This is a genomic window from Capnocytophaga sp. oral taxon 335 str. F0486 (assembly GCF_000277665.1).
In the GTDB taxonomy this organism is placed as follows: domain Bacteria; phylum Bacteroidota; class Bacteroidia; order Flavobacteriales; family Flavobacteriaceae; genus Capnocytophaga; species Capnocytophaga ochracea.
Map to the genome: position 1 here is coordinate 1 of NZ_AKFR01000010.1, position 19,328 is coordinate 19,328.

Genomic DNA, 19,328 nt, shown 5'->3' on the forward strand with positions numbered 1-19,328 from the left:
TTCTTAGCTCAGCTGGTTCAGAGCATCTGCCTTACAAGCAGAGGGTCACTGGTTCGAATCCAGTAGAGTCCACAAAAGCTACTCAATACTGAGTAGCTTTTTTTGTTAATTATTCATTTAAAAAACAAATGATTATCAAGCACTTATAATTTTATAAATTGTTAATTATTAATTAATAATTGTGTATTGATAATTATTTCTTACTTTTGCGATATTTTTAAACAGAAAAACAAAAATAATATGTTAGGATTACAAACTTCTGTAGACGTTGCGACTACTGCAACCGACACTGCTCCCGTCGCAGTACAAGAGAAAACCCTTTCTATAATGGAACTGATTCTAGATGGTGGTATGGGGAGTATCATTATTATTAGTATTTTATTTGTGATGCTCGCTGTAGCTCTTTTTCTCTATTTTGAACGCCTTTTTGCTATTAAGGCAGCTTCTAAGATGGATAAAACTTTTATGTATAAAATACGTGATTGTATCTCAGCTGGGCGCTTAGATGCTGCTAAAATGCTTTGTGTACAATCCAATACTCCTGTAGCACGCCTTATTGAAAAGGGGGTTTCTCGTATAGGTAAACCTCTTGAAGATATCAATAAAGCTATTGAAAATGCAGGCACTTTAGAGGTCTACAATCTTGAAAAGAATACGGCTATTCTCGCTACTATTGCAGGAGCAGGACCTATGATTGGATTCTTAGGTACAGTTGTTGGTATGATTATGTCATTCCACGAAATGGCTTCAGCAGGCGGTCAGGCAGAGATGGGGTCATTAGCAAGTGGTATCTACACCGCGATGGCAACTACCGTAGCGGGGCTTATAGTAGGAATTATTGCTTATGTAGGCTACAACCACTTAGTAGTAAAAACTGATAAGGTGGTACACCTAATGGAAGCCAATGCTGTTGAATTCTTAGACTTGTTAAACGAACCTCTATAGGTCTTAAAAAACTACTCTGATCTAATTATGAAATTAAAAGGTAGAAATAAAGTAAGTCCTGAGTTCAGTATGTCGTCTATGACGGACATTGTGTTTCTGTTGTTAATATTCTTTATGATTACTGCCAACAGCCCCAATGCACTCGATTTGTTATTGCCTAAAGCTAAAGGTAAAAGTACTAATACACAAAACGTTTCAGTAAGCATTGATAAAGATTTAAACTATTTTCTTGACAAGAAACCTATTTCAGTAGATAATCTCGATACAGAGCTCAAATCAGCGCTCAAGGGAGTGGAAAATCCTACTATCATTTTGCGTGTAGAGGAAAGTGTACCTATTGAAAATGCGGTAACAGTGATGGATGTGGCAAACCAAAACCAATTTAAGGTGATTTTGGCTGTCCGTCCAAAATAGAAAGGTATATGAATTTATTCGATACAGAACATAAACGGAAATCATTAGCACTCACTACGGCTGTGATGTGTTTAGTAATCTTCATACTATTTTTTGCAGGAATGAAGTACTTAGACCCACCGCCCGAAAAAGGTGTAGAGGTTATTTATGGAGTCGATTTGGTAGGAATGGGCGAGCGCACTCCTCCGCCAAGTGCTGCTAAACAGGAAGAAACTAAAACGCCTCCCCAAACACAACCAGAACAGAGTATTTCACAAGAAGTAAAGGAGAACCTTTTGGCTCAAGATAACAACGAAGAAGTTTCTGTACCCGAAGTACCTAAAAAGAAAGAAACACCTAAAAAAGACACTCCAAAAGAGAGTCCCAAACCCGCTCCTAAGCCTTCACGGGAAACTTCGGATGCGTTATCAAATATATTGGGAGCTGCCAATGTAGGTGGTAGTGGTACCTCAGGACAAGGAGATGGCAACCAACCTGGTTATCAAGGACAGATAGATGGTAGCCAGTACGCTAATTCTTATTATGGCTCAGGAGGTGGTAATGGCACTGGCAAAGGTTGGGGACTTAAAGGTCGTACTATTGCTTCACAAGGTAAAGTACCTCAAAATTGTAATGAAGAAGGACGCGTGGTAGTGCAAATAGAAGTAGACCGTAGTGGTAAAGTAGTAAAAGCTACTGCTGGTGTGAAAGGAACTACTAACTCTGCTCAGTGTTTGCTGGAAGCTGCTCGAAAAACAGCTGCTATGCACCGCTGGAACGCAGATGATAATGCCCCTGCACGTCAAGTAGGTTTTATTGTTATCAACTTTAAACTCGGAGAATAAGAAATAAATTAATAATTGGTAATTAATAATTAACGAAATGAGATAATGGTTATACTATAACTGATTATCTCATTTTTGATTGTACAACAACTAAAAAATATCTTTAACATTGAATTATCAAGAAACACTTTCGTGGATGTTCAACCGCTTACCAATGTTTCAGACACAGGGTAAAACCGCTTTGAACAACAAATTAGACAATATCCTCGCCTTTACTTCGGTGTTAGGAAACCCTCAAACAAAATTCAAAAGTTTGCATATCGCAGGCACTAACGGAAAGGGTTCTTCCAGCAGTATGCTCGCTTCTATCCTACAAGAGGCAGGATATAAGGTAGGATTGTACACTTCTCCACACCTCAAAGACTTCCGAGAACGTATCAAAATTAATGGGAGGGAAATACCTGAAGACTATGTGGTAAGTTTTATAGCTAAAAACAGACCTTTTTTGGAAGAATATCACCTCTCATTCTTTGAAATGACAGTGGGAATGGCGTTCAGCTATTTCGAGAATGAAAAAGTAGATATCGCTGTGATAGAAGTAGGCTTAGGAGGGCGTTTTGACTCCACTAATATTATCACTCCCGAAGTTTCTCTTATTACCAATATCTCCAAAGACCATACTGATATTTTAGGAGATACTTTACCTAAAATAGCTTTTGAAAAAGCTGGTATTATCAAACGAAATGTGCCTGTAGTAATCAGTGAATATCAAGAGGAGACAGCTCCCGTCTTCACAGCAAAAGCTAAAGAAATGAAAGCTCCTATTATTTTTACCAATCACATAGAAACTTCTCTTACAACCGATCTTCAAGGTGCCTACCAAGAGAAAAATATCAAAGGAGTAATAGCTGTTACCGAATTGCTTATCCACCAGGGGTGGGATATTACTCCGGAGAATATTGCACAAGGTCTTTTACACGTAGTGCACAATACAAATCTGAAAGGTCGTTGGCAAACCCTTGGCTCCTACCCTACTATCGTATGTGATACAGGACATAATGTGGGCGGACTTACTTATGTGATGGAACAACTAAAAAAGCAAACCTATACACATCTTCATATTGTAGTAGGTTTTGTAAAAGAAAAAGATGTAAATAGTGTTTTAGAGCTTTTCCCAAAAGAAGCTACCTATTATTTTTGCAGTCCTGCTATTGCAAGAGGACTTAATGTAGATACATTAAAGGAAATTGCCACTGCAAAAGGACTCCAAGGGGAGAGATATTCTTCAGTAGCAGAAGCCTTAAATGCCGCTAAGGCACAAGCGCTTCCCACTGACTTTATCTTTGTTGGTGGAAGCACGTTTGTAGTTGCGGAAGTGTTGTAAAATAACAAAAAGTGAATACTGAAAAACAAATGAAGGTTGTTTTAAAACCCTAATATCATTTTGGCAATAAAAAAGTAAATCAAGATACCTAAAACATCGTTGCTGGTAGTGATAAACGGACCCGTAGCAACCGCTGGGTCAATACCGCGCTTGTGGAGAAGTATCGGGATAAAAGTACCTATCACAGCAGCATTTACAATCACTGTAATGAGTGCTATGGCTACCGTAATACTTACCAAATACTCAGCTTGAAAAGCAAAATGGCTTACTAATATCACTATTCCTGCAATAGTTCCTCCGTTGATGAGTCCTAATAGAAATTCTTTGAGCAACCGTTTGATAAGTTCGCCATCGATAGAATTATTTGCCAACCCTTGTACTATTATCGCCGATGATTGTACTCCCACATTTCCCGCAGTAGCTTGAATAAGCGGAATAAATATCAATAATATAGGGTAAATCATCATCGTATCCTGAAAACCATTGATAATACTCGCTGCACCTAATCCTCCGAACATTCCAATAAGTAACCAAGGCAAACGCGCTTTGGTAAGTTTCCATACACTATCGCTTGCCTCTACATCATTGGTGATACCTGCTGCCAACTGATAGTCTTTTTCAGCTTCTTCTTTTATCACGTCCACCACATCATCAATAGTGATGCGCCCCACAAGGCGTTTCATCTCATCAACTACGGGAATTGCCTCTAAGTCATACTTACTCATTATGTGAGCTACCTCTTCGGCTGTATCAGTAACGTATACGTAATCTACTTTTGGAATATAAATGTCTTTCACTTCTGAACGTGTGGAAGTAGTAAGCAAATCTTTAAGTGAAAGTCGTCCTTTAAGCACATCATTATCATCTACCACATAAATAGAATGCACACGAGTAACGTGAGCCGCCTGTTCGCGCATTTCTTTTACGCATTTTAGCACATTCCAATTCTCATTTACCTTTACAAGTTCCTTCGCCATTAGTCCTCCCGCAGTATCTTCGCCATAACGAAGTAATTCTACGATATCTTTGGCGTGTTCTACGTCCGAGATATGCGAAATAACCTCTGTTTTTCTATCTTCGGGCAATTCAGAAATGATATCCACCGCATCATCGGTGTCCAACTCGATGATTTCATCGGCAATTTCTTTTGCAGAAAGGTTTTTTAAGATATTCTCACGGTAATCATCGTCTAATTCTGTGAGTACATCTGATGTTTTCTCAGCATCAATTAAACGAATGATGTATACCCCCTCTTCAATATCCAATTCGTGAATGATTTCAGCTATATCGGCATAGTGCAAATCATTTAAGAGGGTTGTAAGTTCTTTATTTTGTTTTTCCTCAATGAGTTTATGGATTTTCTCAATGAGTTCATCTGTTATTTTAAAAGTTGTCATAGTTTTAAGACGTCAAATCGTTAGCTATCAAACTTGATTACTGATTTTTTTAGTAATAAAAACAAACTCTTGCCAAGGCAATTGCTCAGGACGTTTATCAAATATAGGGTCTTGCTTTAAATTCTCATCTGTAAGTAGTGGTTTTAGGCTGTTGCGAAGGGTTTTTCGCCGTTGATTGAAAGCTGTTTTCACTACGGTAAAGAATAATCTTTCATCACAATCTAAATGGAAGTCAGCTTTTCGTACTAATCGTATTACACCGCTCTTTACTTTGGGCGGAGGATTAAAAACACTCTCCGAAACTGTGAATAAATAGCTCGTTTCATAAAAAGCCTGTACTAAAACTGATAAAATTCCATACGTTTTTCTGCCTTCGTGCTCGCATATACGTTCGGCTACCTCTTTCTGAAACATTCCACTAAACTCAGGAACATATTTTCGCAGTTCAAGTAGTTTAAAAACGATTTGAGTAGAGATATTATAAGGAAAATTACCTATAATAGCAAATGGTTCGGATAAATAACCCGCTACATCATATTTCAAAAAGTCATCGGCAATTATTTTTCCTCTTAATGCAGGATAATTTGCCTCCAAATAAGCTACCGATTCCTTATCGATTTCCACTATGTGCACATCAACGTCTTTTTTGAGCAAAAACTGAGTGAGTACGCCCATTCCAGCTCCTATTTCTACTACTTTTTTATAGTTTTTTAGCGATAATGTATCAGCTATTTTCTGTGCAATGTTTAAATCTTTTAAGAAATGTTGCCCTAAATGCTTTTTTGCTTTTACTAATTCCATAAATTTAACTTCTTACTTTCCGGAGTAACAAAATAGCTAAGGTAAGGAAAATAAGGTTAGGCAAGAGGACAGCCATCAATGGGGATAAGCCTCCTGAGGTTTGGGCAAGGGTTCCAAACACACGGTCGAAGAACACAAAGCTAAACCCTACAACTACCCCCACCATTAAGTTGATTCCCATTCCTCCGCGCTTTTTCACCGATGAAACAGCCACGCCGATAAGCGTAAGGATAAAGGCAGTACTTATTGCGCCCCAACGGCGGTATTTTACCAATAGATACATATTTAAATTGGGCGAACCTTTCATCTTTTCGTGTTCAATGAACTTATTTAACTCAAACAAGTTCTTATTTTCAGCTGTATATTCCATCGGCATTAGGTCATCGGGTTTGAAATTGAATATCGTGTCTAACTGGTCGCGTTTCACTATCACATCGTCGCCCTCCCCTATCTTTCTTTTGGAGTAATTGGTAAGCCGATAGGTTTTCGTGCTGTCTATCCACTGAATCGTTTCGGCATTTATCTTTTCCGTCATCTTAATACCATCAAAATGTTCTACTGAAAAGTTATACCCGCGTTTGTCTTGGTAGTTAAACGAGCTTACATAAAGGTAATCGTTGTCAGAAAACTGATTGTAGAGGTCTGAAACGCTTTCCACCTTCGAAGAACGTATATACTTATTCCAAAAATCATTATACACAGTGCTGGCAGCCGGTACAATAAACATTCCCATAAAAAACACTATCACCGAAATGATACTCGCACCCACGATATACGGACGCAAAAAGCGCATATACGATACACCTGAGCTCTGGATAGCGATTATCTCGGTATTATTGGCTAACTTTGATGTAAACCAGATGATAGAGAGGAACAGCAAGATGGGGAACAATATATTGGCAAAATAAACGATAAAACTGAGGTAATACCACAGTATTTCGTTCATCGGGGCGCCTTTTTGTATCATCTTATCTACTTTTTCAGATAAATCTACGATAATTCCGATAGGAATAAAGAGAATTATCATCATAAAGAAGGTAAGAAGATAGCGTTTTAAGATGTACCAGTCGAGTATTTTCATTTTTTTGTTTTTTAAACCTTCCCCTATCCCCCTCCAAAGGGGGAATTAGCGACGCAAAAGCGTTTTTATCAGAAGTATATTAATTAATTTAATTTGTTTAAAGACGATTTGACATATCAGTAACCATTTTTGTCTTCCACGTAAGGAAAGTACCCGCTACAATTTGTCGGCGAGCTTCCCTCACAAGCCATAAATAGAAACCAAGATTGTGAATTGAAGCGATTTGTTTGCCCAAAAACTCGTTAGCAGCGAATAAATGACGTAAATAGGCTTTCGTGTAATAGGTATCTACGTAAGTATGCCCATCAGGGTCTATGGGCGAGAAATCATCTTCCCATTTTTTGTTTTTAATATTGATAATTCCTTTTGCAGTAAAGAGCATTCCGTTGCGAGCATTGCGCGTAGGCATTACACAATCCATCATATCCACTCCCAAAGCAATATTTTCCAATATATTAACGGGTGTACCCACTCCCATAAGGTATCGGGGCTTGTCTTTGGGGAGAATATCGCATACAAGTTCGGTTATTTCATACATTTGTTCTACGGGTTCGCCTACTGATAGCCCCCCGATAGCGTTTCCGTCGGCATTTTTGCTTGCAATATATTCGGTAGACTGTGTACGAAGGTCTTTATAGACTGACCCTTGTACTATCGGGAATAAACTTTGATGATAACCGTATTTAGGAGGTACTTTTTCGAGGTGAGCAATGCATCTATCGAGCCACCTATGCGTGAGATGCATTGAACGTTTTGCATAACCGTATTCACAAGGGTAAGGCGTGCATTCATCAAAAGCCATCATAATATCAGCTCCTATACTGCGCTCTATTTCCATTACTTTTTCGGGTGAAAAGAAGTGAAAAGAGCCATCGATATGGCTTTTGAACTTTACACCTTCTTCTTTTATCTTTCGATTGGCAGCTAATGAATATACTTGATAACCACCGCTATCGGTAAGTATGTTTCTATCCCAATTAATAAACTTATGTAAACCTCCTGCTTTTTCCAAAATGGGTGTTTGAGGTCGTAAATAAAGGTGATAGGTGTTCCCCAAGATGATATCGGCATTAATATCGTCTTTCAGTTCGCGTTGGTGCACTCCTTTCACGCTTCCCACCGTTCCCACAGGCATAAAAATGGGGGTTTCAATCACGCCGTGGCTGGTAGTAATCTTCCCAGCACGTGCTTTAGTATGTTCGTCTGTTTTTAGTATTTCAAAATCCATAGTTGAAACATTTTCGGGCGCAAAGGTAGGGAAGAATTAGCAAATTAGCAAATTAGAAAAGTTAGCAAATAGGCTAATATCTCTTTCAGAATAACTGAGTAAGGGCGTAAATAGCCAAACCGACTAATCCGCCTACCAAAGTGCCATTGATACGGATAAATTGAAGGTCTTTACCTACTTCCAATTCAAGTTTTTCGCTCAATTCGCGTCCCTCCCAGTTCTCCACCGTATGACTGATGAGTTTTCCCACTTCCTCTTTGTTTTTTAGCACAAACTGATAGGCAGTTTTCTGTACCCAAGTGTCTATTTGGTGTTGCAGCTGGACATTTTGGCGGAGTTCATCGGTGAGGCGCTCCGTAGCGGTGCGCAATAGCTTTGCAAGATGTTGTTCCCACTCAGGAGTATTGAGTTTTTCGGCAAATTCATACAATTGCGCTGTAATTTCAGCCCTGATAGGGTGTGTTTCATCTTCCGATGCTTTTACAACTAACTGATAGAGCCCATTGCTTACCTTCCGAGTAATTGTATCTTTAATAAACGATGGTACAAGAGGAGGAAATTGGCTGTCAATTTCGTGTTGCACCAGCTCTTGATGTTCGGCGAGGTAAGTAGCTACTTTTTCAAAAGCTTTTCGAAGAAATTTCTGATGTTTATTCTCGTCTAAAAAAGTGGTGAGTACTTCGCTTGCTTTTGCATTGAGAGGTATTTTTCTTACAAAAGTTTCTATCTGGTGAGGAGTACTTTCTTTCGAGAGCCACTCAACTATAAATGATGATACTTTAATATCGGTAATGTAAGGACGTATCTGTTTAGGTTTAAGGAAGTTCTCCACCACAAAATCACCTAAATTCTCCCCGATGTCATTCTTTCTTTCCTCAATGAGGTTGGTATGTGGAATGTTTAATCCTAATGGTTTGTGAAAAAGCGCTGTTACTGCAAACCAATCGGCAAGCGCTCCTACCATAGCGGCTTCGGAAAAAGCCTTTATATAACCTATAAAAGTGAGTTTGGGAGCTTTTTTGTACCATACCACCATTGCCATATAAATGATGAGCATCAAAACAAAGAGCCCCGTAGCTATATTCTTGTGGTGTTGTAGTTTTTGGCGCTTGGAACTGTTCATAAATTATCAGTTTTTCAGGTGCAAAGGTACGAAGAAAAGTGGGAAAAATAAAAAAGTTGAGTAATATAAATTGTCAGATAGTAATTATTGTCTATCTTTGCATCAGTTTATTCTAACTGATTGTATTTAACCCTTAACTATAAAAAAAATGAAAAAGCACTTTTTAATAACATTAGCCGTAGGAATAATTGCTTTACTTACTCTTTCATTTGTACAGCAAGCAACTGTTAAAAAATACAAATGCCTCATACAACTCACTAATTACAAGGGTGAAGGAGCCTACATAGTAGTTTCACTCATCAATCCCGAAGGTAAATATGAGCAAACACTACAAATTCTTGGAGATGATCCTGAATGGTACGACGATCTTACTCAATGGTGGAAGTTTTATGGCAAACGCCAGACAATTGATGGGATTACGGGAGCTACCATTAGCGGAGGAGAACGCGCTGTAAAGATACTTACAATTGATGATAGTAAACTGAACAAGGGCTACAAAATACGTTTTGAGACTGCCGTTGAAGATGAATATTACTATGCTAAAGATGCTGAAGTAGAATTTAAAACTGAGAACCTTAACACTAAAATTGAAGGTAAAGGTTATATCCGTTATGTGAGATTAATGCCTAACGATTGACAATCACCTTAAAGAAATTATGAGTAAAGAAATTATTTTAGACCGGTTATGGGCATTAGAAGACTCTCCTTATAGAGATTTTACAGCGAATTTGATTCCCACTGTGGAGAAATCTCGTATTATAGGGGTTAGAACACCTGCAATGCGAGCGTTGGCTAAAGAATTAGTAAAGCATTACCCCACTGAAGCAATGTCTTTTTTAGAAGAGTCACCTCATTATTATTATGAAGAGAATAATCTACACGGTTTTATCATTGAACAGCTAAAAGATTTTGATAAAGCGATGCAATATACAGAGCGGTTCCTCCCCTATATTGATAATTGGGCTACGTGTGATACTTTTGCTCCTAAAATCTTCTTGAAATACCCCGAAGAGACATTAAAACACATCAAACAATGGATTACAAGCAAAGAAACCTATACAGTACGTTACGGAATTGGCTTGTTATTGTCTAATTATTTAGATGCTCTTTTTAAGGAAGAATACTTAACCTGGGTAGCAAAAATTACCTCAGATGAATATTATATAAATATGATGATAGCGTGGTACTTTGCTACTGCTTTAACAAAACAATATGAAGCAACAATCCCTTACATAGAATCAAAAACACTTTCTCCCTTTGTTCAAAATAAAAGTATACAAAAAGCAAGGGAAAGTCGCCGTATTTCCGAAGATACTAAGAAATATTTGTCGCAGTTTAAACTCTAATCTTGCTCTTCTCTTTCAAAAAAACTAAATACGCTCCCCCCATATTTCTTCGCTTGTGAGAAAAATGGCTGTTCTGATAAATCTGTTTTAGACGAATGTTCAATAATGAGCATTCCATTTTCAGTAAGTAAGTTTTGATTGAAGACAATATCGGCAATAGTAACAAACTTTTCAATCAGGAAATCATACGGAGGGTCAGCAAAAATAACATCAAACTGCTGAGTAGTACGTTTTAAATATTCATATACATCGGCTTTAAGTGCTGTAATAGGATAGACTAATTCACGTGCTATTTTATTGATAAATTGCACACAACCGTTATGGTTATCAACTGATAATACTGAGGGGCAACCTCTACTTGCAAACTCATAGCTAATATTTCCTGTTCCTGCAAAAAGGTCGAGTACAGAAAGTTCTTCAAAATAATAATAGTTATTGAGTATATTAAAAAGAGCTTCCTTCGCAAAATCGGTAGTAGGGCGAACTGGCAATTTATTAGGTGCTATAAGCTGTTTCCCCTTATTCTTCCCTGATATTATTCTCATAAAGATTAACCTTTTTATTGAACAGTTTCCCTCACTGTTAAACTCTGCATTACCTCGTTCATAGCTTTTTGGGTAAAGGATAAACTCATTAATTATTCTTCCACTTCTTTCATCGTATGGTACACCTGTTGCACGTCCTCATCTTCCTCTATCTTCTCGAGAAGTTTCTCCACATCGGCTTGTTCTTCAGGGGTAAGTTCTTTCGTTACTTGTGGAATACGCTCAAAGCCTGACGATAAGATTTCTATGTTACGACTTTCTAACTCTTTTTGGATAGCTCCAAAGCTCTCAAAAGGCGCATAGATGAGGATACCGTCTTCGTCTACAAACACTTCTTCTGCCCCGAAGTCTATCATTTCGAGTTCTAACTCTTCGGGGTCTATCCCATTGCCATTAATACGGAAGTTACAAGTGTGGTCGAACATAAACTCCACTGACCCCGATGTGCCTAAAGTACCATTACACTTGTTAAAATAACTGCGGATATTAGCTACGGTACGGTTGTTATTGTCGGTTGCCGTTTCTATGAGTACAGCAATACCGTGAGGTGCATAGCCTTCAAAAAGAACTTCTTTATAGTTTGCAGTATCTTTTTCAGTTGCTTTTTTGATGGCGCGCTCAATATTTTCTTTAGGCATATTGGCGGCTTTGGCATTCTGTATCACGGCACGCAAACGCGAGTTACTCTCAGGGTGAGGACCTCCCTCTTTCACTGCCATTACAATATCTTTCCCTAAACGGGTAAATGTTTTTGCCATTGCTGCCCAACGTTTAAATTTACGGGCTTTTCTAAATTCAAATGCTCTTCCCATTTTTATTTTAGTTATTAGTTATTAGTTTGTTATCTGTCTGTTCTGTTGTTTTAATCAAAATTTGGTTATTCACAAAGTGTAAAGGTGTCTCAGGAAAGTCAAGATGAGTAAGGCGTTTCATCTCATTAAACACCTTGCAATCATTATCGAGTTTTAATCCTTTCACTTTCGTCTGTTTCACTGAAATCACATTGGCATAAAGAAAATTGCCTTTGCGGTCAATCTTAATATCAAGCAAAGGAGCAATACCATTAACTCCTTGCAGATTAAAATGCCCATAAGTATTGAAATTTCCCATACTATAAGCGATAAACTTCCTATTGTACACTTCCACCGCGCGGGTAACGTGAGGCCCGTGCCCCAATACAATATCGGCACCTGCGTCTATTACCGAGTGCGCAAACTTATACACATTCCCCCTATTCTCACCGAAGAAAAACTCATCAGCTCTCGGCACACGTGTATTTTTAGAGCCTTCAGCACCTCCGTGGAAAGAAACAATGAGAATATCCGCCTGTGGGCGCAATTCCTTTACCAAATTGGTAGCCTGCTCTATGTTGTTTATCGATAGCATATTGCTATTGGGCGAAAAAGCACAAAAACCGTACTTTATGCCTTCTTTCTCAAATACAACCGACTTTTTTTCTACTGGTCCTGCGTGGTATATACCCATCTTATCGAGTATCTTAGCCGTATTGCGCCGTCCTTTTTCACCAAAGTCATTGGCGTGATTATTAGCGGTACTCATCAGGTTAAAACCTGCTTCCTTAATGATTTTCCCATAGCGGTTGGGCATACGGAAAACATAGCAAGGACTCTCTTCTGTATCCTTGCACTTCTCGAAATCGCCACTCTTGCACTTCTCCGAATCGCCACTATCGAGTATCACTCCTTCTAAATTTCCGAACACAATATCACCTTTCAGATAGGGTTTTACGTATTTAAAACTGTTCACCGCATCGTCCTTAGGCAAATAACCAGCAGGAAAACCCGAGCCTATCATCACATCGCCAACGGCTACTATGGTAAGCGTATCTTTGGTACGAACGAGTAAGGTATCAACAGTAGTATGCACCAAACTATCTATTTGAGCTGTAGCATATCCACTAAAACTTAATGCTATTAACAATAAGATTCTCTGCATCTTATTCTTTATTTTTCGGCAATCACATCAACTCCTCCTTTTACGGTCTGATTGAGTTGTACATTTATTTTCGTCCCCAAAGGCAAATACACGTCTACACGCGATCCGAATTTGATAAATCCAGCATCTTCGCCTTGTACCACTGTTTCACCGACTTTGGCATAATTCACAATGCGTTTAGCCAATGCTCCCGCTATTTGTCGGTATAACACTTCACCGAACACAGGGTTATCTACCACTATGGTAGTACGTTCATTCTCTTCCGAAGCCTTAGGGTGCCACGCTACCAAATACTTTCCCGGGTGATACTCGCTATAAGTAACCTTTCCGCCTAAAGCATAACGAGTTACGTGCACATTCACAGGCGACATAAAAATCGATACCTGCAAACGTTTATCTTTAAAATATTCTTTCTCAAACACTTCTTCTATCACCACCACCTTACCGTCTACGGGAGCGATAATATGCTGGTCATTTTTAGGCGTAATGCGTTTAGGATTTCTAAAGAACTGCAATATAGCTATCAAAAATAAAAAAGCTACTATCTGTATAAGCTTCTTAAGCCACGGTATATCAACAAAATAATGCGCTATAAGCGATATACCTATCACGGCGAATAGCGTAATGAGAATAATCTTAAAACCTTCCTTGTGAAACATTGTATGCAATTATTTTAGGGTGCAAAGATACGAAAGAATTAACAAATTGCAACGCACAATAAATATTTTTCAACCATAATTCTTGGTCTTCCCTATTTTTTTACTACTTTTGCCCTCTGACATTAAAACTTTAATAACTATTGCATTTTTTTTTGCATATCGGCAATTTTAACATTTTTTCCTCAATGTCGAAAATTGAAGTTTTTACCAATTGAAATACAGCTTAATAAGACGTTAGCTTCGGCTTACCTCCGTCTTAGGTTCGTCTTTCCTTCGTCTTAGGTTCGTCTTTCCTTCGTCTTAGCTTCGCTCTAACATCATCTAAACGGCAGAGTAGCTGTAACTCTTATTTAACTGATTAATAAATATTTAATATTTTTCATAGCAATAAAGATAAAGAAGTGTTTTAATCAATTTTTTTGAAGAAAATGCACGGTTTTTATATATTTTAACATTTTTTTCTCAGTTTTCTAATCAGTACTCCACTTAAATAAATAATACTGATAATCAATTATATTTAATGAATTACATAGAATACACTTTTACCATTGCCCCTATGGGGGTTGCTTCTGAAATATTAGTTGCCGAACTCGCCGAAGTAGGCTTCGAGAGCTTTGTAGATACCGAAACCGGTTTGCAGGCTTATATACAAGAACCTTTTTGGAATGCTAATATACTCTCTGACATACAGATACTTCACAGCGAGGAGTTTCAAATTACCTACACACATCAAACTATTGAACAGGTGAACTGGAATGAGGAATGGGAAAAACACTTCGAGCCTATCACCGTAGACGATGAGTGTACCGTTCGTGCTACCTTTCACCCCAAAGCACATACCCCTTATGAAATTGTTATCGACCCTAAGATGAGTTTCGGTACTGGTCATCACGAAACTACTTATATGATGTTGCAATTCCTTTTAAAGGAAGAACTCAAAGGCAAAAAGGTACTCGATATGGGTTGTGGCACGAGCGTACTCGCTATTATGGCAGCCAAACGCGGTGCTACTGAGGTACTCGCCATTGATGTAGACGAATGGTGTGTAAAGAACTCCATAGAAAACGTAGAACGCAATGGTTGCGAGCACATCAAAGTACAGCTGGGAGATGCTTCTTCACTGGCTAATGAAAAAGACTTCGACCTTATTATTGCGAATATCAACCGTAATATTCTCTTAAACGATATACCGCAGTATGTACCAGCTCTCAAAACAGGAGGCGCTCTCTTGCTCAGTGGTTTTTACAAGGAAGATATACCTCTTATCCGCGAAAAAGCGGAAGCATACGGTTTGCAATACATCGAGAACTTAGAACGCAACAACTGGGTAGCAGTAAAATTCAAAAAACAAGCCTAATGAATACTTTTGCCGATAGAATTATCAACTTCAACACACATTTAGAGTACAACCAATCCTTGCCTAAGGATTTTGATGTGCTGAATCCTTATATGGATAACCCTGAAACTATGGAGGTAATGCGTGCTTTTTATCACAAATTCTACAACGATAACCGTCAGCGGAAATTCATTATAGGCATCAATCCCAGCCGACACGGGGCAGGAGTTACAGGCGTTCCTTTTACTGATACCAAGCGATTAGAAAGCGAGTGTGGTATTGTAATGAAGTCGGCACATACCCACGAAGTATCATCGGTTTTTATGTATGATATGATAAAAGCATACGGTGGAGTTACTAAGTTCTACAATGATTTTTATATCAATTCTCCTTTTCCTTTGGCTATTGTGCGAAAAGCCTCTAACGGCAAATGGCTCAATGCTAATTATTACGATGAAGAGGCACTCTTCAAATCATTAAAGGACTATATGATAGAAACTTTAAAAAAGCATATCGCCTTAGGAGTAGACACTCAAAAGGTGTTCGTATTAGGCAAAAAGAACGCTACTTTCTTACAAAAATTGAATAAAGAAGCTACTTTATTTGGTGAAATGGTAGTATTAGAGCACCCTCGCTTTATCCAACAGTATAAATCAAAAGAAAAACAGCTGTATATCGATAAGTTTTTGACGAGTTTTGGAATATAGACAATGAAGCAATACGATGTTTTGGTGATAGGTAGCGGACTCTCGGGGCTCTTTTCGGCTTTGCTCTTGGCTAAAGCAGGAAAGAAAGTGTGTATATTGGAGAAAAATGAGCAGTATGGGGGTAACCTGCAAACTTTTGTGCGCAATAATACGCTGTTTGATACAGGAGTGCATTACATAGGAAGTCTTGCAGAAGGTCAGGTACTATACGAGTATTTTAAAGATGTAGGTATTGCCACTCATCTTTCGGTAGAACGGCTTGATATAAACGGCTACGACCGTATTTGTTTTGGCGATACACCTAACGTGATGTATCCTCACGCTCAGGGGTATGAGAACTTTGTACAACAACTCCTCTCCTACTTCCCCAATGAAAAAAAAGCCTTAGAAGAGTATGCTCACACAATGCAATCTATTTGCGATAAGTTTCCACTCTACCGCCATAAGCAAGCAGTAGCCGATTACGATGTACATACGCTTTCCTTAAAACTCTTAGACTTCCTCAACGGTATCACTACCAACGACCGACTCAAAGCAGTGCTCTTAGGCTCTAACTTTCTCTATGGAGGTGCTGATGAGCAGACACCTTTATACGTACACGCGTTATCGGTCAATTCATATATAGAAAGTGCTTGGCGACTCACACAAGGTGGTAGCCAAATCACCAACTTGCTCATTGAAAAATTGCACCAATACGATGCTGACCTTTTCAACCAAAGGGAGGTCATAGGCTTTGAATACAGTGAAGGGAATACTATCAACACAGTACTCACCAAACAAGGAGAGCAGTTTGTTGCAAAACAAATCATCTCGGCTATAGATGTAAAGCAACTACTCAACATCACAGGCAAAACGCCTTTTAAGCCTTCTTTTTGCAAACGCGTGCAGGGCTTACAACCTACGGTTGCTGCCTTTTCATTGCATTTGGTACTCAAGCCAAATTCTTTTCGCTACTTGCCCTATAATGTGTATTGGTTTAAGGATAACAATAGCGTTTACCACGCTACTAATTACCCTAATAACGACTTCCCGATTTCGTATATGCTCTCTATGAATCCTCCGAAGGACGGCAGGGAATATACTGATAATGTTACTATCCTCACCTATATGAACACTGATGAACTGCAACGCTGGCAAAATAGTTTCACGACCAATACCGAGGGTAATCATAGAGGCAACCAGTATGAAGTTTTCAAAAGTCAGCGTGCTATGGATTTATTAGATGTAGTTGCTCAACAATTTCCCACACTCAAAAGTGCTATTGCTCATTACTACACCTCTACCCCACTCACTTACCGCGATTATATAGGCAACCCCACGGGAGCATTGTACGGCTACAAAAAAAACGCTAACCATATAATGGAAAGCGTTTTTATGCCACAAACTCACATCAAAAATTTGTATGTTACAGGGCAGAGTGTTGCAATGCACGGATTAGTAGGAGTTACTATCAGTGCGGTACTCACCTACCAAATTTTGATGCGGTCTTCAGGTTTTTTATAGAGTTTATCACCTTCTTTTACATCAAAGGCTTTATACCAAGCGTCTACATTCACAAGCGGACCGAATGAACGGAAATATCCTGGGCTATGAGGGTCGGTTTTTACTTGGTTTGTAAGGTATTTATCAGTAGAAAGCGTACGCCATACAGTACCCCAAGAGATAAAGAAACGTTGTTCTTGAGTGAAATTGCTTATTTTACCTACATTGCCTTTGTCTTTTAAGTACATTTGCAAAGCATCAAAAGCGATATTCACCCCACCGAGGTCAGCTATGTTTTCACCACTGGTGAAAGTACCATTTACAAATACACCTTTTACAGGTTCGTATTGGTCGTATTGTTTAGCAAGGGCTTTGGTAGCGTTCTCAAAGTTCTTTTTATCTTCAGGAGTCCACCAATTTTTTAGATTACCATCACCGTCAAATTCAGCGCCACTATCGTCAAATCCGTGTGTCATTTCGTGACCTATTACAGCACCAATACCACCGAAGTTCACCGCAGGGTCGGCTTCGAAATTGAAGAAAGGAGGTTGTAAGATAGCCGCAGGGAACACAATTTCATTATACAATGGATTGTAATACGCATTCACTGTTTGAGGCGACATACCCCATTTAGTTTTATCTACAGGCTTGCCTACTTTTTCCAAACTTTTTTGGTAAGCCCATTCACTCACGCGTTGCAAGTTAGCAAAATACACCGTTTTAGCAGCCGGTTCAATAGTCAATTTAGAGTAGTCTTCCCACTTATCGGGGTAACCTACTTTCACAGTAAATTTATTGAGTTTAGCCAAAGCCTTTTCCTTAGTAGCATCTGACATCCAAGTTACATCTTTGATATGTTGTGCAAAGCTCTTTTTGAGATAATCTACCAAAGTAACCATTTCTTCTTTAGCTTTAGGTGGAAAATACTTTTCTACATACAATTTACCAAAGGCTTCACCCAAAATACCATTGATCACACTTAGAGCGCGTTTGTTCATCGGACGTTGTTCTTGTTGTCCTTGCAACTCCTTGTTGTAGAAGTTAAAAGAAAGCTCATCAAGTTCTTTGGTAAGGTTGCTCGCATTATCGGCTACTAATTGATATTTGAGGTAATCTTTGATAAGAGGCAAGTTCTTTTCGTTGATAAACTTATCGTATTGTTTGTACAAACGAATTTCAGAAACAACTACTTTATCAGTGTTCACCCCTACGTTTTTAAGAAACTGAGGTAGATTGAGGTTCTTCACTAATTTGCTAAGCTCAGCCATTGTTTGAGGGTTGTAGCTAAGGTTAGGGTTGCGGTCTTCCTCATTGGTGAGCATCAATTTAGCTACCGAGCGTTCAAAATCTACCATTTGTTTAGCTTTCTCAGCGGCTTTATCGTCTTTAAGCACTTTGAAGATAGCCTTTACATAATCTTGATACTTTTGTAAAGCCTCAGTATTCTCCTTGTTATCTTTTTGGTAGTAATCGCGCCCCATACCGATGCTAAAGTTGCCGAGATACACAGTATTCATATTAGAATCCTTCATATCGGCATATACCCCCCAAGCACAGATAGGGTTTTCGCCCTCACGAGTTACCTCTTCCAAATACTTTTGAAGGTCTGTGAGGTTTTTAATAGCCTCAATCTTATTCAAATAACCTTCAATAGGTTTAAGCCCTTCGGCATCGCGCTTTTTCCAATCGATAAACGATTCGTAGAGGTCTTTTATTTTCTGACCTTCAGTACCTTGAACGAAGTTTTCCTTGAGGAGATTATCCAAGATAAGCAAGCAATTCTCATCGGTTTTCTCGCGTAGGATATGGAAAGAGCCCCACGTAGGTTTATCGGCTGGTATTTTGGCAGTTTTAGCCCAAGTGCCGTTCACATAATTGTAGAAATCATCTTGCGGACGTACCGTAGTGTCCATTTCAGCAAGAGCAATCCCCTTGTCAGCATTTTTGTCTGTCATTGCATTTTCTGATTTTTTGTTATTCCCGCCACAAGCAACAATGAGTGCTGCCGACGAAAACAACAGTGCGGTTTTTACTGTTTTTCTCATCATCTTGTATAATGTTTTTGTTTAATGAAGCAAAGGTAAAAAATAATTAGCAATTAACAATAAAGAATATAAAAAAAGCTTTGCTAAACCTTGTAAGAGTTTTAGCAAAGCTTTC

19 protein-coding genes are annotated in these 19,328 nt (G+C 38.7%); 9 read left to right on the forward strand and 10 right to left on the reverse strand.

Annotated features, from left to right (window positions below; all coding sequences use genetic code 11):
* Nucleotides 1-240 precede the first annotated feature (240 nt).
* The 4 genes from HMPREF1320_RS01220 (at nucleotide 241) to HMPREF1320_RS01235 (ending at nucleotide 3,507) form a co-directional block, all read left to right on the forward strand.
* A complete protein-coding gene (locus tag HMPREF1320_RS01220) occupies nucleotides 241-945 on the forward strand; it encodes a MotA/TolQ/ExbB proton channel family protein (RefSeq protein WP_002672085.1) in 705 nt (234 codons plus the stop codon).
* A 27-nt stretch (nucleotides 946-972) separates the two neighbouring features.
* Nucleotides 973-1,359, forward strand: a complete 387-nt coding sequence (locus tag HMPREF1320_RS01225) for an ExbD/TolR family protein (protein WP_002672086.1) — start codon at nucleotides 973-975, stop codon at nucleotides 1,357-1,359.
* An 8-nt stretch (nucleotides 1,360-1,367) separates the two neighbouring features.
* On the forward strand, nucleotides 1,368-2,183 hold the full coding sequence (locus HMPREF1320_RS01230; RefSeq protein ID WP_009751468.1) for an energy transducer TonB: 816 nt from the start codon (nucleotides 1,368-1,370) through the stop codon (nucleotides 2,181-2,183).
* A 109-nt stretch (nucleotides 2,184-2,292) separates the two neighbouring features.
* Nucleotides 2,293-3,507 carry a bifunctional folylpolyglutamate synthase/dihydrofolate synthase gene (locus HMPREF1320_RS01235; protein WP_009751478.1) on the forward strand — a complete coding sequence of 405 codons (1,215 nt, stop codon included), beginning with the start codon at nucleotides 2,293-2,295 and terminating at the stop codon, nucleotides 3,505-3,507.
* A 41-nt stretch (nucleotides 3,508-3,548) separates the two neighbouring features.
* On the opposite strand, the gene mgtE is transcribed toward HMPREF1320_RS01235, so the two are convergent.
* From mgtE to HMPREF1320_RS01260, 5 genes are all read right to left on the reverse strand, one after another.
* Nucleotides 3,549-4,904 (reverse strand): magnesium transporter, encoded by a 1,356-nt coding sequence (gene mgtE, locus HMPREF1320_RS01240; protein WP_009417199.1) that lies wholly within the window; start codon nucleotides 4,902-4,904, stop codon nucleotides 3,549-3,551.
* A 27-nt stretch (nucleotides 4,905-4,931) separates the two neighbouring features.
* Nucleotides 4,932-5,705: a 16S rRNA (adenine(1518)-N(6)/adenine(1519)-N(6))-dimethyltransferase RsmA gene (rsmA, locus tag HMPREF1320_RS01245; RefSeq protein WP_009417192.1), complete on the reverse strand. Its 774-nt coding sequence runs from the start codon at nucleotides 5,703-5,705 to the stop codon at nucleotides 4,932-4,934.
* Nucleotides 5,706-5,709: 4 nt separating this feature from the next.
* Nucleotides 5,710-6,786 (reverse strand): LptF/LptG family permease, encoded by a 1,077-nt coding sequence (locus HMPREF1320_RS01250; RefSeq protein WP_009417191.1) that lies wholly within the window; start codon nucleotides 6,784-6,786, stop codon nucleotides 5,710-5,712.
* Between the two features lie 97 nt (nucleotides 6,787-6,883).
* A complete protein-coding gene (tgt, locus tag HMPREF1320_RS01255; protein ID WP_009751464.1) occupies nucleotides 6,884-8,014 on the reverse strand; it encodes a tRNA guanosine(34) transglycosylase Tgt in 1,131 nt (376 codons plus the stop codon).
* Nucleotides 8,015-8,099: 85 nt separating this feature from the next.
* A complete protein-coding gene (locus HMPREF1320_RS01260) occupies nucleotides 8,100-9,137 on the reverse strand; it encodes a DUF445 domain-containing protein (protein ID WP_009751473.1) in 1,038 nt (345 codons plus the stop codon).
* Nucleotides 9,138-9,285: 148 nt separating this feature from the next.
* Here HMPREF1320_RS01260 and HMPREF1320_RS01265 point away from each other — a divergent pair, with 148 nt between their 5' ends.
* Entirely contained in the window at nucleotides 9,286-9,774 is a 489-nt protein-coding gene (locus HMPREF1320_RS01265; RefSeq protein ID WP_009751431.1) for a DUF2271 domain-containing protein, read from the forward strand.
* 19 nt (nucleotides 9,775-9,793) lie between these two features.
* The gene (locus tag HMPREF1320_RS01270) at nucleotides 9,794-10,483 is read left to right on the forward strand and encodes a DNA alkylation repair protein (RefSeq protein ID WP_009751426.1); all 690 of its coding nucleotides are present in this window, start codon (nucleotides 9,794-9,796) and stop codon (nucleotides 10,481-10,483) included.
* Here HMPREF1320_RS01270 and HMPREF1320_RS01275 read toward each other — a convergent pair.
* The 4 genes from HMPREF1320_RS01275 to HMPREF1320_RS01290 form a co-directional block, all read right to left on the reverse strand.
* Complete coding sequence (locus tag HMPREF1320_RS01275; RefSeq protein ID WP_009419692.1) at nucleotides 10,480-11,028, reverse strand: RsmD family RNA methyltransferase; 549 nt, start codon at nucleotides 11,026-11,028, stop codon at nucleotides 10,480-10,482. The two genes, HMPREF1320_RS01270 and HMPREF1320_RS01275, sit on opposite strands and share 4 nt — an antisense overlap.
* 92 nt (nucleotides 11,029-11,120) lie before the next feature.
* Nucleotides 11,121-11,840, reverse strand: coding sequence for a YebC/PmpR family DNA-binding transcriptional regulator (locus HMPREF1320_RS01280; protein WP_009750545.1), 720 nt, complete (start codon nucleotides 11,838-11,840; stop codon nucleotides 11,121-11,123).
* Between the two features lie 7 nt (nucleotides 11,841-11,847).
* On the reverse strand, nucleotides 11,848-12,984 hold the full coding sequence (locus HMPREF1320_RS01285; protein ID WP_009751482.1) for a CapA family protein: 1,137 nt from the start codon (nucleotides 12,982-12,984) through the stop codon (nucleotides 11,848-11,850).
* An 8-nt stretch (nucleotides 12,985-12,992) separates the two neighbouring features.
* Nucleotides 12,993-13,643, reverse strand: a complete 651-nt coding sequence (locus HMPREF1320_RS01290; RefSeq protein WP_009751444.1) for a phosphatidylserine decarboxylase family protein — start codon at nucleotides 13,641-13,643, stop codon at nucleotides 12,993-12,995.
* Between the two features lie 520 nt (nucleotides 13,644-14,163).
* Between HMPREF1320_RS01290 and prmA the strand changes: the two genes are divergently transcribed.
* From prmA to HMPREF1320_RS01305, 3 genes are read left to right on the forward strand one after another with little or no spacing between them, the layout of a single operon-like run.
* Nucleotides 14,164-15,000 carry a 50S ribosomal protein L11 methyltransferase gene (prmA, locus tag HMPREF1320_RS01295; RefSeq protein ID WP_009751436.1) on the forward strand — a complete coding sequence of 279 codons (837 nt, stop codon included), beginning with the start codon at nucleotides 14,164-14,166 and terminating at the stop codon, nucleotides 14,998-15,000.
* Nucleotides 15,000-15,686, forward strand: a complete 687-nt coding sequence (locus HMPREF1320_RS01300) for an SMUG2 DNA glycosylase family protein (RefSeq protein ID WP_009751424.1) — start codon at nucleotides 15,000-15,002, stop codon at nucleotides 15,684-15,686. The genes prmA and HMPREF1320_RS01300 overlap by 1 nt, the downstream gene beginning before the upstream one ends.
* Nucleotides 15,687-15,689: 3 nt before the next feature.
* Nucleotides 15,690-17,189 (forward strand): phytoene desaturase family protein, encoded by a 1,500-nt coding sequence (locus tag HMPREF1320_RS01305; RefSeq protein ID WP_009417202.1) that lies wholly within the window; start codon nucleotides 15,690-15,692, stop codon nucleotides 17,187-17,189.
* Here HMPREF1320_RS01305 and HMPREF1320_RS01310 read toward each other — a convergent pair.
* Complete coding sequence (locus HMPREF1320_RS01310; RefSeq protein WP_009751471.1) at nucleotides 17,153-19,216, reverse strand: M13 family metallopeptidase; 2,064 nt, start codon at nucleotides 19,214-19,216, stop codon at nucleotides 17,153-17,155. The two genes, HMPREF1320_RS01305 and HMPREF1320_RS01310, sit on opposite strands and share 37 nt — an antisense overlap.
* Between the last annotated feature and the right edge of the window lie 112 nt (nucleotides 19,217-19,328).